Source organism: Aliidiomarina celeris (assembly GCF_003316875.1).
Lineage (GTDB): Bacteria > Pseudomonadota > Gammaproteobacteria > Enterobacterales > Alteromonadaceae > Aliidiomarina > Aliidiomarina celeris.
Window position 1 is genome coordinate 89,007 of the sequence record NZ_QMIL01000006.1, and the last position, 13,867, is coordinate 102,873.

The following is a 13,867-nucleotide window of genomic DNA, read 5'->3' on the forward strand; positions in this document are numbered from 1 at the left end:
GCTAAACGTAAAAAATAGAAGCGCTCGAGTAAACGCGGAAAGAATGCGGTGGCTGTCGTTTCGCTCGCGCGAGGCTTCAGGTACAATACGGCGTTAAATTTTTGAATTCGTTGTTCGATAATTTCGTTCAGCCCCAAAACGCATACAATGTTTTGTAAACATTGATAAAAACAAAGAGTAGAGGAAGTGTAATGGACTTTTTTATTGCCAATGCTTATGCACAAGATGCAGCACAACAAGGTAGCACCGCGTCATTAATTTTAATGTTGGTGGTCTTTGGTCTTATTTTCTATTTCATGATTTTCCGCCCGCAGTCAAAGCGCATGAAAGAGCATAAAAGCCTTATTGAGTCACTTGCAAAGGGCGACGAAGTGTTATTGCAAGGCGGCTTAATCGGTAAAATTGAGAAAGTAGACGCCGACAGCGACATGATGGTGATTGCACTCACTGACTCAGTATCAGTAACGGTGCAAAAGGGTGCGGTAGCAACTGTACTCCCGAAAGGGTCGATGAAAACCCTGTAACTAGAAGTACGAGAAAGGACAGGACTGTGTTAAACAGATACCCCTTGTGGAAAAACCTTATGGTTTTAATCGTAGTGTTGGTTGGAGCGCTGTATGCGCTCCCCAATATTTACGGAGAAGACCACGCAGTACAAATTTCGGCGACGCGAGGCGGTGAAGTTAACACCCAAACCTTGCAGCAAGTCGAGTCGGCGTTACGCCAAGCAGATATCACTCCGCGTGGTATCAGCATGGAAAACGATCAGATTCTGGTACGCCTGAATTCAGACGAAGAGCAACTGGCAGTGCGTGAAATGCTGGTGTCGGAGCTTGGCATTCAATATGTTGTGGCTTTGAACTTAGCACCCGCAACGCCTAGCTGGCTGGAAAGCATCGGCGGTGCACCGCTCAAACTCGGTCTCGATTTGCGCGGTGGTGTGCACTTCTTGATGGAAGTGGACATGGACGAAGCGCTGGGCAAAATGCGAGAGCAAATGGTAACTTCGGTGCGCGATCGCTTACTCGAAGAGCGCATTCGCTATCGTGGTGTGCGGGAAGACGGCAACGACGTGGTGATTGAGCTACGCACAGCGGAAGATTTTCAAAGTGCCGTAACGTCACTTCGTAACCAATACCAAGGTTATGAAACCCGAACCTCTGCAGCAGATAACAGCATTCGCTTGGTAATGACGGAATTACAGCTGCAGGAAATTCGTGCCAACGCAATCGACCAAAATATTACCATTCTACGCAATCGTGTGAACGAACTCGGTGTTGCTGAGCCGTTAATTCAACGCCAAGGCCAAGACCGAATTGTGGTGGAGTTGCCGGGTATTCAAGACACCGCCCGCGCAAAAGAGATTTTGGGTGCCACTGCAACGCTGGAATTCCGTTTTGTCGACATGGAAAACTCCTTAAGCGATGCATTGCAAGGGCGTGTGCCCTTTGGCAGCCGCTTGTATCCCATGCGTGATGGCGGCCAGATTTTGGTAGAAAACCGCATTATTCTGACCGGCGACCATATTGTGAATGCAGCGACTGGATTCGACGAAAATGGTCGTCCACAAGTTGATATTACGCTCGACTCCGTGGGCGGGCGGCTAATGTCGCAAGCCACGCGGGACCGTATTGGCGATCAAATGGCAACGGTATTTATTGAGTTCGTTGCTACCGGTGAAACCACGGAAGAAGGTCGCATTGAATTTGAGCGTATCGAAGAAGTGGTCAGTGCGCCAACGGTGCAAGCTCGCCTTGGCAGTAGCTTCCGCATTACCGGTGTCGGCGGCGTGCAAGAAGCACAGAGCCTGGCCTTGTTGCTTCGTGCGGGTGCGTTGATTGCGCCAATTCAAATTGTGGAAGAGCGTACTGTAGGTCCTAGCCTTGGCGCTGAGAACGTGAAAGCAGGCCTTACCGCAATTGTGGCAGGTTTCGTACTCGTGCTTATTTTTATGACCATTTATTACCGCAAGTTTGGCCTCGTGGCGAACATGGCGCTGCTTACCAATTTGGTGATGATTGTTGGTGTGATGTCCATGATTCCGGGCGCAACGCTAACCATGCCGGGCATGGCGGGTATTCTGCTTACCGTGGGTATGGCGGTTGACGCCAACGTTATTATTTTCGAGCGTATTCGCGAAGAGCTAAAAGAAGGTCGAAGCCCGCAACAAGCTATTGCACGGGGTTACGATAATGCATTCTCGACCATTGCCGATGCCAATATAACAACCCTTATCACTGCATTGATTTTGTTTGCCGTGGGTACGGGTTCGATTAAAGGCTTCGCGGTTACCTTAGCCATAGGTATTGTCACCTCAATGTTCACGGCCATTGTGGGTACGCGAGCGGTCATTAACCTCACTTGGGGTCGCAAGAAGCGCCTTACCGAGCTGTCGATCTAGGAGAGGAAAGAATGTTTAGAGAAATTACAAAGGTCGATGAAAACAATCCGATACGTTTTATGAACTATCGGAAACACACATCTATTTTCAGTATCGTGCTGTTGCTCATTGCGCTGGGTTCACTTGCGGTCAATAAGCTTAACTGGGGGCTCGACTTTACTGGCGGTACCTTGGTAGAAGTTGGGTTTAGCCAACCCGCCGATTTAGAGCTCCTCCGCGACGTTCTAGAAACGAACGAGTTTGGCGACGCTGTGGTGCAAAACTATGGCACCCAACGCGATGTGTTGGTGCGGGTTCCGCCGCGTGAGAACGTGGGCGCTGATTCTATTGGCGACCAGCTATTGCGCTTACTGCAATCCGAAGTGGATCAAGACATACAGATTCGCCGGGTGGAATTTGTGGGGCCGCAAGTTGGGGAAGAACTAACCGAAGCCGGCGGATTAGCGCTGATTGTGGCAATGATCTGTATTCTGGTTTATGTGTCATTCCGATTTGACTGGCGTTTAGCCTTGTCGGCGGTGATTGGTTTGTTCCAAGACGTGATCATGATTTTGGGGGTATTTTCGGTATTGCAAATATCGATAGACCTGACCATCTTAGCTGCGCTCCTAGCGGTTATCGGTTACTCACTAAACGACAGTATTGTTGTGGCCGACCGTATTCGGGAAAACTTCCGAATTCTGCGAAAAGAAGACTCAGTGTCGGTGATCGATATTTCCCTAAGCCAAACCATGAGCCGTACATTGGTTACGTCATTAACCACTTTATTGGTATTGGTTACCTTGTTCCTGTTTGGTGGGCAAATGATTGAAGGCTTTGCCATTGCTATGATTATTGGTGTAGTAGTGGGTACTTACTCATCGGTGTTCACGCGCAGTACCATTGTATTGGCACTGGGTATTTCTCGCGAAAACCTGATGCCACCAGAAGTGGAAAAAGAAGGCGAAGACCTCGAACAAATGCCATAGATTGTTTTGCGCGTTGTTCATGAGCGTGAATAGAGCCCCGAGTGCATTGCCTCGGGGCTTTTTACTGCCTAGCCCCCTGTTGTGGGCTGTGCTAATCTAACTCTCGAATAAGAAGAGGGTTATGGATTATGTTGTTTGTAGTATCTCCAGCAAAAAACTTAGATTACGAAACACCAGCGCCTACCGCTGAGTACACTCAGCCGCAACTGCTAAGCCAAGCCGAGGCGCTGGTTAAGCACTGTAAAACCTTAACACCGCAAGACTTGTCGTCGCTCATGCATATTAGCGACAAGTTAGCTGGCTTAAACGCCGCGCGGTTTGAGGAATGGCATTTACCATTTACGTTGAACAACGCAAAACAGGCCGTGTTCGCATTTAATGGCGACGTGTATACGGGGCTTGATGCAAACAATCTACCCACCGAAATATGGCAATACGGGCAACAGTGTATGCGCATTTTGTCGGGGCTTTATGGTGTATTGAAGCCGCTTGATTTAATGCAGCCGTACCGTTTAGAAATGGGCACTAAGCTCGAAACTTCGGCAGGAAAAGACTTGTATCAGTTCTGGGGAAACACCATTACCGAGCAATTGAATGATGCCCTCCAGGCTGCCAATAGCAACGTGTTGGTGAATTTAGCGTCGAATGAGTATTTTAAATCAGTAAACAAGAAAGCCTTAAACGCCGACATTATTACACCAGTATTTAAAGACACGAAGAATGGCCAGCTTAAAGTGATTAGTTTTTACGCGAAAAAAGCACGAGGCTTAATGGCGCGGTATATACTAGAACAGAAACCCACGTCGGTAGACGATTTAAAACAGTTTTCTGCAGCCGGATATCAATTTAATGAGAAACTTTCTTCGGAAAAAGAGCTCATATTCACACGAGCCGAGCAGTAGTCACTCGAACAGTGCTTTTGTTTTACCAGTAGAGGAAAAATAACATGCAAGATCAACAACCGAACGATTCAAGTTTTGCAAATGAAGGACAGAACAATAAAACAACTATCGTAATTGGCGCCGTTGTTGTTTTTGTTCTTGTTATTATTGGTTGGTTTGTTTTCAGAGACAGCAGCCCAGAACAGGAAGAGGTTTTTGAGCCGATACCACAAGAAGTTCGTGCGGAAGTGGAGCCAGAGCCGGAACCCATGCCTGAGCCGGAACCGGAACCCGAGCCGGAGCCGGTGGTAGAGCCGCGTACTGAGCGCGTACAAACCGAGCCAGAGCCTGAACCATTGCCTAACCTACGTGCAAGCACGCCGGTGGTTATGACTATGCTGAACGACAAGCGAGTGAATACCAGCCCAGTGCGCAGCGACAATCTCATTCGCGATTTAGTGGTGTTTATCGACAATATTGCTGCTGGAACTGTGTCACGAGACAGTGCAGTGATTGGCGCGCCAGACGCACGTTTTCAGATTCAAGAAATTGACGACCAGATTTTCATGGATCCACGCAGCTACGAACGTTACAACGACATTGTGGAATGGTTTGTAGGGCTGGACAATCGGGCTATGGTTGATACCTTTAAGCATTTTGAGCCCCTCTTTAACGAGGCTTACGCGGAGATTTCTCGCCCCGGCGCGTCGTTCCGTGAGCGCGTACAGCGTGCTGTGAATGTGTTGAATGCTGCGCCTGCGCAATCTGGCTTGATCGAGCTCAATGCCGACAAGATTATGTATACCTATGCCGATGAACGCCTCGAGTCGCTGCCTGCAGCGCAAAAGCAAATGCTACGGTTAGGGCCAGACAACATGGCCAAAGTGAAGCGCAAGCTGAACGCCTTGGTTGCAGCTCTGAACTAGTATGAGTACGCAGGTTAATGAGTCGCTGCGGCAGCTGCCGCAGCGTGGCAACTCCTTCAGCCGGTGGTTTGGGCGGTTGGGTTTGCGTGTGCTGGGCGGGTGGAAAGTAGTAGGTGAAATGCCAAACCTGCCAAAAGCGATCGTACCGGTTGCGCCGCATACGTCGAACTGGGATTTTTTTGTGGGTTTGTTCGCCATGTTTGCGCTCGGGCTTAAGCTATCTTTCCTTGGCAAACACACTATTTTTGTATTTCCGGTTAAACGTTTATTGCTGTGGCTCGGCGGTATACCTTTGAATAGAGCGAGCCCGCAAGGTGTTGTAGAGCAAATGGTAGTAACCTTTAACGAACGTGAACAGCTATTGCTCGCCTTGTCCCCAGAAGGCACCCGCAAACACGTGCCAGAATGGAAAAAAGGTTTTTTGTATATGGCACAGGCTGCACAAGTACCGGTTATCCCAGTTGCTTTTTGTTTTGCAACAAAGGAAATTCGAATTGGCGAACCTATTGTTGTTGGCGAAAGTATTAGCGAAGGGTTAGCGGCGGTAAAAGCTTTTACTGGTCAAGCGAGGGGAAAGCGTCCGGAATGCGAATAAAAGCGGCTTTTCTCTGGCTAAGCGTGGTTGTGAGCGTAGTTGTGCTCGGTGTGAGTATACCAAACGCTTGGGCGGTGTTTGTTGACACTGAAAAAGTGTCTTCGAGCTGGGATGGCGAACACTGGCTGATCATGCCACTGCGAATAGAAGATCACCGCCAATATTTACAAGCTCATCAGAGCTCTGCGTCGTATTTGTATCGGGTGCTGGGCTGGGGCTGGCCCACCTTAAAAATTTCCCCCGAGGTGAATGCCGAAATGGTGCGTTTTCACGCCCAACAGCATGACGCGCGAGAGAGTTTTACTTATGTAGTGAGAGCTCGTGGCTCGCGGGAAATTGCCGGTGCTATTTATGTGAACCCGGTTAATCAGGAACGACGGCATGTACCGGATTTCGAAGCGAACGACTACCAAGCAGAAGTGTCGATGTGGTTTCGCCAAGCCGATGAAAAACACGAGTTCGTTGAATTTTTGCTACCGGAAATTCTCTTGTGGCTGGAGCAAGAATGGAACTTTCGCCGGGTTTTAATTCCGGTGCATGAGGAGTATTCCTTCTTAACAACTCAGTTTGCTGAGCTCGACTATAACGCTTTTACGTTTGACGGCGATACCCATGAGCACCTTTACCGATATCCGTAAAAATATGGTATTCTCCGCGCCACAGAATGCACTGCACCAAAAGCAATGCGCGTATTGTAAGGAAAGATTATGAAAGTTATAGAAGCAGGTGTTGCTGCTCCCGGTAAAAAAGTAGCAATTGCGGTATCTCGTTTTAACAGCTTTGTGGTTGAGCGGTTGCTTGAAGGCGCGGTTGACACCTTAGAGCGCATTGGTCAGATAAACCCGAACGACATCACTGTAGTGCGTGTACCGGGCGCTTATGAGCTGCCGTTAACAGTACAAAAATTGGCAGAGTCGAAGCAGTACTCAGCTGTTATTGCGATAGGGGCAGTTATTCGTGGTGGTACACCCCATTTTGACTTTGTTGCGGGGCAAGCGAACTCGGGTTTAGCGCAAGTGGCGTTGAATACCGGCGTGCCCGTGGCTTTTGGTGTAATTACTACCGACACTGACGAGCAGGCGATTGATCGTGCGGGTGTAAAACACGGCAATAAAGGTTCTGAAGCGGCCCTTAGTGCGTTAGAAATGATCAATGTATTGGACCAAATTTAAGGAGCGCTCGTGAAACCAGCTGCACGCCGTAAGGCCCGCCGACTCGCAATTCAAGCCGTTTATTCTTGGCAATTGTCGAACAACTCCATTACCGATATTGAAGCGGAGTTTTTAACAGAAAACGACGTATCGAAAGTTGATGTGGAGTATTTTCAAGATCTACTGCGCGGCGTGGCTGGCAATGTGTCATCGCTTGACGCGGCATTGTCACCTTTTACCGATCGACCGTTTGCCGACCTCGACCAAATCGAACGGGCCATTTTGCGTGTGTCTGCTTATGAACTTAAGGTTCGCCTCGACGTGCCGTACAAAGTGGTTATGAACGAAGCCATTGAACTGGCCAAAGCCTTCGGTGCCGACGATAGCCATAGGTTTGTGAACGGCGTGCTCGACAAAGCAATAGACAGCTTACGCGCTGCCCGCCAGTAATATGCATACGGATACAGCCGAGTTTTCGTTAATTGCGCAATACTTTCAACGAAATACTGAAAAACGGCGTGACGTAGTGTGCGGCATTGGCGACGATGCCGCCGTTTTAACTCCCAGTGCCGACGCAACGCTTGCGGTCACCACCGACACCATGGTCGAGGGTGTGCATTTTGATCAGCGTGTGCCGGCTCGTGCTCTTGGCCACAAGCTGGTAGCGGTGAACCTGAGCGATTTGGCAGCAATGGGCGCCGAGCCTGCTTGGATTTCACTTGCTTTAACGCTTCCCACTGTTGATCACGAATGGCTTGCTGAGTTTAGCAAAGGCTTGTTCGAACTTGCCGATTATTACCATGTAAGCCTGGTTGGCGGTGACGTAACTCGCGGCCCGCTCACGCTTTCCGTAACTGCTCATGGTTTTATTCCCCATGGAAAGGCACTTTACCGTGACGGAGCAAAGCCCGGCGACCGTGTTTATGTGAGCGGTACACTCGGCGACGCAGCGGCGGCGCTTGCACTTGAGCGCGCGGAGCAGGGCACTGGTGTCGACTATGAGTGTTTACGCAAGCGCCTTCACTTTCCCACGCCACAAGTGGCATTGGGGCAAGCCTTGCGTGCAATCGCCTCTAGTGCGATAGACTTGTCTGATGGGTTAGGCAGCGATTTGCAGCATTTGCTAACTGCTTCGCATGTTGGCGCGTCGATCGAGCTCGGTAAGTTACCGTGCTCAAAAGAGTTAGCGCGGGCAGTACCCGATGCTCAACAGCGAGCCCAACTGCAAGTCACCGGCGGCGAAGATTACGAGCTTTGTTTCACGGTACCTGAAAGCCGCCGCGGCAGTTTAGAAACAGTAATACGACAGCTCGGCGTGCCGATTACTTGTATTGGCATAATAGAACCTGAATTAGGGCTACGAACCACCTTGAGCGGTGAATCGCTAAGCTTCGCAAAACAAGGTTTTAGCCATTTTAGTGTTGCCCCTTAGGAGCAAGGTTATGAAACGCAGTGAATTATTGAAAAACCCTATTCATTTATTGTCGTTAGGTTTTGGCACAGGCTTGGCGCCCAAAGCCCCCGGAACGTTTGGCACACTGGTGGGTATTCCAGCTGTACTGTTATTTGCCCCGCTGGGTGTGAATGCTTATGTAGGTGTTGTAGTGGCGTTCGCGTTGCTGGGTATTTTCTTGTGCGGCGAGACAGGGAAGGTATTAAAACAACACGACGACCCCGCTATTGTATGGGACGAAGTTGTCGGTTACATGGTGGCATTCATAGCCATACCGATAAACTGGCAAACGCTGCTGCTAGGTTTTATTCTATTCCGCTTTTTTGATATTCGTAAGCCATGGCCGATTCGCGCTGCCGACAAGCATGTTAAAGGCGGTTTAGGGGTAATGGTTGACGATTTACTGGCTGGCCTTTGCGTGCTGATCATAATGCACGCGCTGCTGTTGGCAGGCTATTTGCCGGGCGTAGCCTCGCTCTAGGCCACTCTTTCTAACCATTCTTCTTTAAACATGAAGTCTGCGCGGCGCGCAGACTTCATGGTCACTTGTCAGTGCAAGCTGTTTAGCGTTGAGGGGCTTGTGAAAATGCTCTGACCGATGCTTCCAGACCAGCGGCAGTTAGCCCAAGCTCTTCGCGAATTTGCTCTTGGCTGCCGTGCTTTATAAAGGTGTCGGGTAGGCCCAAATTCAGTACTTTTACTGCAAGATGCGCTTGGCAAACATATTCGTTTACAGCGCTGCCTGCACCGCCTGCAACAGCATTTTCTTCAATAGTAACCAGCAGCTTATGGTCATTGGCAAGCTGTTTAATCACTTCGGTGTCGAGCGGTTTTACAAAGCGCATATCCACTAACGTTGCATTCAGTGCTTCGGCGGCAGCTTGTGCTTCTGGAAGCAAGGTACCGAAATTCAATAGCGCAATGCTTTCACCGCTTCGCAAAGTGCGGCTTTTGCCAATCGGCAGTGACTCTAGCGTGGTAAACTCAACACCCACACCATTACCACGCGGATACCGCACGGCTGCGGGCTGTTTCAACTCAAAGCCGGTATGTAACATAAGCCGACACTCATTTTCGTCGGCGGGTGTCATCACCACGAGGTTGGGAATACAACGTAAATAGCTCAAGTCGAACGCGCCCTGATGCGTAGGCCCGTCGGCGCCTACAATGCCTGCGCGGTCGATAGCGAACAGCACCGGTAAGTTTTGCAGGGCAACGTCGTGAATAAGTTGATCGTAGGCGCGTTGCAAAAAGGTGGAGTAGATCGCCACAACCGGGCGTTGCCCGGCGATAGCGAGCCCAGCAGCAAAAGTAACTGCGTGCTGTTCGGCAATGGCTACGTCAAAATACTGTTCTGGATAGTTCTGCGCAAACTCAACCATGCCAGACCCTTCGCGCATGGCAGGCGTAATGGCGGCGAGTTTGGGCTCGCGTGCCGCTACTTCGCAAAGCCAGTCGCCAAATACCTTTGAGTAGCTAGGTGTTTTTGAGGGCTTACTCGGTAACGTTGTTTTTGCTGGGTCAAATTTAGGCACACCGTGATACCCAATAGGGTCTTTCTCAGCAGGTCCGTACCCTTTACCTTTTTTGGTCATTATGTGTAAAAACTGCGGACCGCTGAGGTTTCGCATGTTGGCGAGGGTTTCAACTAGTGCTTGAACGTCGTGGCCGTCGATTGGGCCAATATAGTTAAAACCGAGTTCTTCAAAAATAGTACCGGGGGTTACCATACCTTTTACGTGCTCTTCGGCACGGCTTACCAGCTCACGCATGCCGGGTAGGTCTTTTAAGAGTTGCTTACCGCCTTCACGCAGGGTGGTATACGGCTTGCTCGACAACATACGGGCGAAATGGTTGTTTAATGCGCCAACGTTTTCTGAAATCGACATTTCGTTGTCGTTGAGAATAACCAGCATGTCGGAACGCACATCACCGGCGTGATTTAGCGCTTCGAATGCCATACCCGCGGTCATTGCGCCGTCACCAATTACTGCCACAATTTTACGGTTCTGCGCTTCGCGTTGTGCGGCCACCGCCATACCCAGCGCGGCACTAATAGAGGTGCTTGAATGACCAACACTTAAGGTGTCGAATTCACTTTCTTCTCGCCACGGGAACGGGTGCAGGCCGTCTTTTTGCCGTATGGTGTGAAGCTGGTCTCGGCGGCCGGTCAAAATTTTATGCGGATAAGCCTGGTGGCCTACGTCCCAAACCAATTGGTCGAACGGAGTTTGGTAAACATAGTGCAGGGCAACCGTTAACTCTACAGCGCCAAGGCCGCTGGCGAGGTGGCCACTACTTTGGCTGACCGAACTCAATAAGAACTGACGCAGTTCTGCACTGATTTGCACAAGCTGGCTTTTTGATAAGCGGCGCAGATCAGACGGGCTGTCGATCTTGCTTAACAATGGGTAATGTTCGGCTGAAGCAGTTGTGGGCATGATACTAACGATCCCGTGTAACAATATAGTGGGTAAATTCTACGAATATGTCGGTATTGTACGGTAATTGAGAAAGCGCGTGTAGCGCTTTTTCGTGTAAAGCGTCGCGCTTCGCAATAGCTTGCTCAAGGCCCAAAAGTGCTGGATAGGTGGCTTTTGCAAGGGCTGCGTCGGAGCCTTGTTGTTTACCTAAGGTTTGCGTGTCACCGGTTTCGTCCAGAATGTCGTCTTGCACTTGAAAGGCCAAGCCAATGGCATGGCTCCAGTCGCGCAAAACTCGTAAGTCGTCGGCTGTGCTTTGGGGGGCAGCAAGAACCCCGAGTTCAACCGCGGCGGTGATTAAAGCACCGGTTTTGTGATGGTGAATTTGTTCGAGTTCCGTAATGCTAATCGCTCGGTTGGTGGCTTCAATGTCCAGCGCTTGTCCGCCGCACATGCCCGCCAGCCCCGACGCCGTGGCTAGCGACCGAATCATTGCCAGTTGGCGCTCAACTGGTACTTGTGCGAAAGTATGTTGCGACAATAACTCAAAGGCCATGGTTTGCAGCGCATCGCCGGCAAGTATTGCTGTGGCCTCGTCGAATGCAATATGGCAAGTGGGTTTGCCCCGGCGCAATGCGTCATTGTCCATCGCAGGTAAATCGTCGTGAATGAGCGAGTAAGCGTGTACACACTCCACGGCCACCGCACAGGGATCGAGGTCGCTTAATTGTGCTCCAAGTAGTTCACCGCTGGCATAGACTAAAAACGGGCGAATACGCTTACCGCCATTCAGTGCACTGTATTGCATGGCTTGAGCGAGCCGTTGAGAGGTTGAAACTGGCTGGAATTGTTGGCCAAAAAACTGGTCGTGGCGCTGGCTATAGGCCTGCAATGCTTGCGTGAGCATTAGTCATCGGTTCCATTTTGTGTTGCAAAGGGCTCTAGCGTTTCGCCGTTTCGTTGCTGTAACAGCATTTCTACCTTTTGTTCGGCGGCTTGCAGTTTTTGCTGGCTAAGTCGCGACAGAGATACCGCGCGCTCGAATTGCTTTAACGAGTCTTCGAGCGGTAATTCGCCTTGCTCAAGCGCATTAATAATTTGCTCGAGTTCGGCAACGGCTTGTTCAAAGCTCAGCGAACTTTGCTCGGTTTGGTCACTCATGGCTTGTCCTTTATAATGTTTCTCATTGATCTGCCTTAAAGAAACAGCGGTTCAGGTCGATACGTTAACTACAAAAACCGAATTAGCTGTTGTGTCAGTGGCTCCGATGATGAAAAATACCATAATATTGCGCAACTCGTCAGAGGTGAGGAGAAAATAGTGGATATCGCAACAATTATAGGCATTCTTGGCGCTATCGCTTTTATTGCCTTGGCGATGGTGCTGAATGGCGATTTGGGTCTCTATATTAACGGACCTTCGATTTTGATTGTGTTCGGTGGAACCATCTTTGTTGCCCTCGCCAATTTTACCCTCGCCCAGTTTTTGGCGTCGGGTAAGGTGGTTGTAAAAGCCTTTATGTTTAAACTCGAGTCGCCGCTTGAACTGATCGACAAAGCCGTTGAAATGGCCGATTCCGCTCGCAAAGGTGGGTTTCTTGCGCTTGAAGAAGCGGAAGTGCCGAACCCGTTTTTCCGCAAGGGCATTGACATGTTGGTAGACGGCCACGACGCGGAAGTTGTCAGTCAGACCTTACAAAAAGACATTGATTTAACTTATAAACGGCATGAGCAAGGCACGGGGATCTTTCAGGCCATGGCGGACACTGCGCCGGCAATGGGTATGATTGGTACCCTCATTGGTTTGGTGGCCATGCTCGCGAATATGGACGACCCAAAAGCGATCGGCCCCGCGATGGCCGTGGCCTTGTTAACCACCCTCTATGGTGCTTTCTTCGCTAACGTAATTTGTTTACCGCTTGTGGCGAAGCTGAAATTACGCATGGAAGAAGAAAAGCTTAACCAAGAACTTATGCTCGACGCCGTACTCGGTATTCAAGACGGCCAAAACCCACGTATTATCGAAGCGCTCTTGAAAAATTATCTCGCAGAGTCGAAACGCGCCGACGAAGACGCTGAGTAATAGAGGTTCATTATGGCATTGCCAGCACAAGCAAAGAAATGCCCCAAATGCCCACCCAAAGGGCTTGCCCCTTGGATGGCAACCTTTGCTGATCTGATGGCGTTGTTAATGTGCTTTTTTGTGTTGTTATTGGCGTTTTCCGAAATGGATGTGCTGCGCTTCAAGCAAATTGCGGGGTCAATGAAATTTGCCTTTGGTGTGCAAAATAAAATTGAGGTGACCGATATCCCGCGCGGCACCAGCGTAATTGCGCAGGAGTTTCGCCCAGGCCGGCCCGACCCTACGCCTATTGAAACCATTCAACAGCAAACCCTCGACATGACCCAGCAGTCGCTTGAGTTCCAAGACGGTAACGACGATTATCTTGGCGGTGAGCAAGAGCAGCAGGGCGGTGAAACAACCTTTGAAGACAGCGAAAGCGCTATGGAACAGCGCGAGAACATGGTGCAAGAAAACCAGCAGTTAGCCGAGTTAATGATGCGCTTGCAGGAGCAATTGCGCGAACAGGTCGACGACGGCGCGATTGAGCTCGAGCAGCTTGGCCAACAAATTCTGATTCGTGTAAATGAGCAAGGCACATTCCCACAAGGCTCTGCGTTTTTGCAACCGCAATTTCGCCCGGTTATTCGCCAAATTGCCGACGTTATAAGTGATATTCCCGGCGAGGTGACCATTAGCGGGCATACCGACAATCAAGTGATTCGTTCCGAGATGCATAGTTCAAATTGGGATTTGTCGAGCCGCAGAGCGGTATCGGTTGCAGAAGAAATGGTACGCGCGTCAACCTTTGACACCAGTCGGTTAACGGTTATGGGTTACGCTGATACACGGCCCTTGGTGCCGAACAACAGCGCCGACAACCGCCGTAAGAATAGACGGGTAGAAATTGCGATTCTGCAAGGTAAAGCGCTAGAGAGCCCACCGATTAACACCTTACCGGAGTAGTTCCCACCGGCCTAATTCGCTATACTATGGCGCTTTAATTTT

Annotated in this window: 16 protein-coding genes; 13 read left to right on the forward strand and 3 right to left on the reverse strand. The window is 50.0% G+C overall.

Features of this window, described 5'->3' with window-relative positions; translation table 11 throughout:
• Window positions 1-191: 191 nt before the first annotated feature.
• The 11 genes from yajC to DQW12_RS11230 all read left to right on the forward strand — a co-directional run bounded on the left by yajC (window position 192) and on the right by DQW12_RS11230 (window position 8,856).
• Window positions 192-524, forward strand: coding sequence for a preprotein translocase subunit YajC (gene yajC / locus DQW12_RS11175; protein WP_113907954.1), 333 nt, complete (start codon window positions 192-194; stop codon window positions 522-524).
• Between the two features lie 26 nt (window positions 525-550).
• Window positions 551-2,401: a protein translocase subunit SecD gene (secD, locus tag DQW12_RS11180; RefSeq protein ID WP_113907955.1), complete on the forward strand. Its 1,851-nt coding sequence runs from the start codon at window positions 551-553 to the stop codon at window positions 2,399-2,401.
• An 11-nt stretch (window positions 2,402-2,412) separates the two neighbouring features.
• Entirely contained in the window at window positions 2,413-3,369 is a 957-nt protein-coding gene (gene secF, locus DQW12_RS11185) for a protein translocase subunit SecF (RefSeq protein WP_113907956.1), read from the forward strand.
• A gap of 128 nt (window positions 3,370-3,497) precedes the next feature.
• Window positions 3,498-4,271 (forward strand): peroxide stress protein YaaA, encoded by a 774-nt coding sequence (yaaA, locus tag DQW12_RS11190; RefSeq protein WP_113907957.1) that lies wholly within the window; start codon window positions 3,498-3,500, stop codon window positions 4,269-4,271.
• 44 nt (window positions 4,272-4,315) lie between these two features.
• Window positions 4,316-5,176 (forward strand): DUF3014 domain-containing protein, encoded by an 861-nt coding sequence (locus DQW12_RS13485; protein WP_157957914.1) that lies wholly within the window; start codon window positions 4,316-4,318, stop codon window positions 5,174-5,176.
• A 1-nt stretch (window position 5,177) separates the two neighbouring features.
• Window positions 5,178-5,771, forward strand: a complete 594-nt coding sequence (locus DQW12_RS11205; RefSeq protein WP_113907959.1) for a lysophospholipid acyltransferase family protein — start codon at window positions 5,178-5,180, stop codon at window positions 5,769-5,771.
• Complete coding sequence (locus DQW12_RS11210; protein WP_113907960.1) at window positions 5,762-6,409, forward strand: hypothetical protein; 648 nt, start codon at window positions 5,762-5,764, stop codon at window positions 6,407-6,409. The genes DQW12_RS11205 and DQW12_RS11210 overlap by 10 nt, the downstream gene beginning before the upstream one ends.
• 69 nt (window positions 6,410-6,478) lie before the next feature.
• The gene (gene ribH, locus DQW12_RS11215; RefSeq protein ID WP_113907961.1) at window positions 6,479-6,943 is read left to right on the forward strand and encodes a 6,7-dimethyl-8-ribityllumazine synthase; all 465 of its coding nucleotides are present in this window, start codon (window positions 6,479-6,481) and stop codon (window positions 6,941-6,943) included.
• Window positions 6,944-6,952: 9 nt separating this feature from the next.
• Entirely contained in the window at window positions 6,953-7,372 is a 420-nt protein-coding gene (nusB, locus tag DQW12_RS11220; RefSeq protein ID WP_113907962.1) for a transcription antitermination factor NusB, read from the forward strand.
• A 1-nt stretch (window position 7,373) separates the two neighbouring features.
• Window positions 7,374-8,354: a thiamine-phosphate kinase gene (gene thiL, locus DQW12_RS11225; protein ID WP_113907963.1), complete on the forward strand. Its 981-nt coding sequence runs from the start codon at window positions 7,374-7,376 to the stop codon at window positions 8,352-8,354.
• A 10-nt stretch (window positions 8,355-8,364) separates the two neighbouring features.
• Complete coding sequence (locus DQW12_RS11230; RefSeq protein WP_113907964.1) at window positions 8,365-8,856, forward strand: phosphatidylglycerophosphatase A family protein; 492 nt, start codon at window positions 8,365-8,367, stop codon at window positions 8,854-8,856.
• Window positions 8,857-8,938: 82 nt separating this feature from the next.
• Here DQW12_RS11230 and dxs read toward each other — a convergent pair whose 3' ends face one another.
• The 3 genes from dxs to DQW12_RS11245 are packed head-to-tail and all read right to left on the reverse strand — an operon-like array spanning window position 8,939 to window position 11,959.
• Window positions 8,939-10,816 (reverse strand): 1-deoxy-D-xylulose-5-phosphate synthase, encoded by a 1,878-nt coding sequence (gene dxs / locus DQW12_RS11235; protein ID WP_113907965.1) that lies wholly within the window; start codon window positions 10,814-10,816, stop codon window positions 8,939-8,941.
• A 4-nt stretch (window positions 10,817-10,820) separates the two neighbouring features.
• Window positions 10,821-11,705 (reverse strand): (2E,6E)-farnesyl diphosphate synthase, encoded by an 885-nt coding sequence (ispA, locus tag DQW12_RS11240; RefSeq protein WP_113907966.1) that lies wholly within the window; start codon window positions 11,703-11,705, stop codon window positions 10,821-10,823.
• On the reverse strand, window positions 11,705-11,959 hold the full coding sequence (locus DQW12_RS11245) for an exodeoxyribonuclease VII small subunit (RefSeq protein WP_113907967.1): 255 nt from the start codon (window positions 11,957-11,959) through the stop codon (window positions 11,705-11,707). Before DQW12_RS11245 ends, ispA begins: the two co-directional genes overlap by 1 nt.
• A 159-nt stretch (window positions 11,960-12,118) precedes the next feature.
• On the opposite strand from DQW12_RS11245, the gene pomA reads away from it, so the two are divergent.
• Entirely contained in the window at window positions 12,119-12,880 is a 762-nt protein-coding gene (pomA, locus tag DQW12_RS11250) for a flagellar motor protein PomA (RefSeq protein ID WP_113907968.1), read from the forward strand.
• Window positions 12,881-12,892: 12 nt separating this feature from the next.
• Window positions 12,893-13,825 (forward strand): flagellar motor protein MotB, encoded by a 933-nt coding sequence (locus DQW12_RS11255; protein ID WP_113907969.1) that lies wholly within the window; start codon window positions 12,893-12,895, stop codon window positions 13,823-13,825.
• Window positions 13,826-13,867: the final 42 nt, after the last annotated feature.

Coding starts and splice junctions, on each gene's coding strand:
- ribH (WP_113907961.1), top strand. CDS start 6,479: ATGAAAGTTATAGAAGCAGGTGTTGCTGCTCCCGGTAAAAAAGTAGCA.
- dxs (WP_113907965.1), bottom strand. CDS start 10,816: ATGCCCACAACTGCTTCAGCCGAACATTACCCATTGTTAAGCAAGATC.
- DQW12_RS11255 (WP_113907969.1), top strand. CDS start 12,893: ATGGCATTGCCAGCACAAGCAAAGAAATGCCCCAAATGCCCACCCAAA.
- ispA (WP_113907966.1), bottom strand. CDS start 11,705: ATGCTCACGCAAGCATTGCAGGCCTATAGCCAGCGCCACGACCAGTTT.
- DQW12_RS13485 (WP_157957914.1), top strand. CDS start 4,316: ATGCAAGATCAACAACCGAACGATTCAAGTTTTGCAAATGAAGGACAG.
- DQW12_RS11230 (WP_113907964.1), top strand. CDS start 8,365: ATGAAACGCAGTGAATTATTGAAAAACCCTATTCATTTATTGTCGTTA.
- DQW12_RS11245 (WP_113907967.1), bottom strand. CDS start 11,959: ATGAGTGACCAAACCGAGCAAAGTTCGCTGAGCTTTGAACAAGCCGTT.
- secF (WP_113907956.1), top strand. CDS start 2,413: ATGTTTAGAGAAATTACAAAGGTCGATGAAAACAATCCGATACGTTTT.
- yaaA (WP_113907957.1), top strand. CDS start 3,498: ATGTTGTTTGTAGTATCTCCAGCAAAAAACTTAGATTACGAAACACCA.
- yajC (WP_113907954.1), top strand. CDS start 192: ATGGACTTTTTTATTGCCAATGCTTATGCACAAGATGCAGCACAACAA.
- DQW12_RS11205 (WP_113907959.1), top strand. CDS start 5,178: ATGAGTACGCAGGTTAATGAGTCGCTGCGGCAGCTGCCGCAGCGTGGC.
- thiL (WP_113907963.1), top strand. CDS start 7,374: ATGCATACGGATACAGCCGAGTTTTCGTTAATTGCGCAATACTTTCAA.
- DQW12_RS11210 (WP_113907960.1), top strand. CDS start 5,762: ATGCGAATAAAAGCGGCTTTTCTCTGGCTAAGCGTGGTTGTGAGCGTA.